Genomic DNA, 1,305 nt, shown 5'->3' on the forward strand with positions numbered 1-1,305 from the left:
TAGGGGGATAGTATTCAAGGCTCCCAAAGCCGCTCAAACACGCAAAAAACACCGAGAAAGATACAAGAACCTTTGAGCGGCGCATTGCGCAATAGTCTCTCTCTTGTAATTCTCTTCAAGAAAATTTTGGAAGTGTCTTTTGCAGACATCATATTTTCTTAGAGTGGTATCTGAAATAGAGACACCTACCAGTTTGCTTTGATTGGCAATGTAGGCATCGAAGAGGTCAATGATTGTATCCATCTCCGACTTCTTGCCCAAGAATTTGCTTTTAATCAGCTCTACAGATAGACATTCATCAGACTCCATCTTCTGATACATAGAGGCTAGATGTGACCTAATACCTTCTAATTGAAGATTGAGCTGTAAGGCCTCAGAGGGCCTTCCTTTAACCTTGTTGTTCTTGCTCTCTCATTGTTCTGGAACTACAAAAAACACTGGCTCCTAAAGATGTCCTCTCTCCATCTAGGTAAATTCGGATCATCACAGAAGCCTTTCCACTTTTATTTACGTAGTTAGATCGTAAATAAAACATCACTCTAAAGATACCTCTCATACTCAATGTTTTTACGGCAGTAAACTCTGGTAAGTTTCACACTGCAAAGTTCGGTATAAATAACTGAATAATAATAAAATGCGCATTATCTAAGCGTACTCTGTGCCTACTCTCGGCTACAGGACTTTCTTGAGGTCATTTTATGTAGCCAGATTGTAGCCAATCTAGAGTATTTTGAGTGTATATACGGTATCTGAACGGTATCGCCGCAAACAGGAGGTTTGAGTAAAGAAAAAGTCTCATAACTTATTGAAGTTATGAGACTTGGTGTTTTTGTCGTCTCTCTTTTGAGAGTGCCTAAAAGTGGTACCACCAGGAATCGAACCAGGGACACACGGATTTTCAGTCCGTTGCTCTACCAACTGAGCTATGGTACCTTAGTTTTTGAAAAGCGGAAGCGACGAGATTCGAACTCGTGGTACGGTTGCCCGTACGGCAGTTTAGCAAACTGCTGGTTTCAGCCACTCACCCACACTTCCGATCAAGGGCCTGCCTTAACTTTTCGATTGCAAAGGTACAACATTTTCTCAAACCTCCAAATCTTTCTCGATATTTCTGATACACTTCTCTGGCTATCACACACACCGCCGCTCTCCCCTGCCTAATGACACCACATTCTATTCTAGTTACCAGCAGGTTCTTCGCGACCGCATGAAGCACTCCTTTCTCCGACAAATCAATGCTTGCGTTGATTGGAGAGGTATCCGCACGCTGCTGAACAAGAAGTACACCAAGACACAAAATGCCGT

At 42.5% G+C, this 1,305-nt stretch carries 1 protein-coding gene and 2 tRNA genes; all 3 read right to left on the reverse strand.

What is annotated here, in order from left to right; genetic code table 11:
• Nucleotides 1-388 precede the first annotated feature (388 nt).
• A complete protein-coding gene (locus tag HQ41_RS09955; RefSeq protein ID WP_161780572.1) occupies nt 389-556 on the reverse strand; it encodes an Arm DNA-binding domain-containing protein in 168 nt (55 codons plus the stop codon).
• Nucleotides 557-860: 304 nt separating this feature from the next.
• Nucleotides 861-933: transfer RNA gene (locus tag HQ41_RS02690), tRNA-Phe, on the reverse strand.
• Nucleotides 934-948: 15 nt separating this feature from the next.
• Nucleotides 949-1,035 (reverse strand) — tRNA-Ser (locus HQ41_RS02695).
• Between the last annotated feature and the right edge of the window lie 270 nt (nt 1,036-1,305).

The organism is Porphyromonas sp. COT-290 OH860 (assembly GCF_000768935.1).
GTDB lineage: Bacteria > Bacteroidota > Bacteroidia > Bacteroidales > Porphyromonadaceae > Porphyromonas.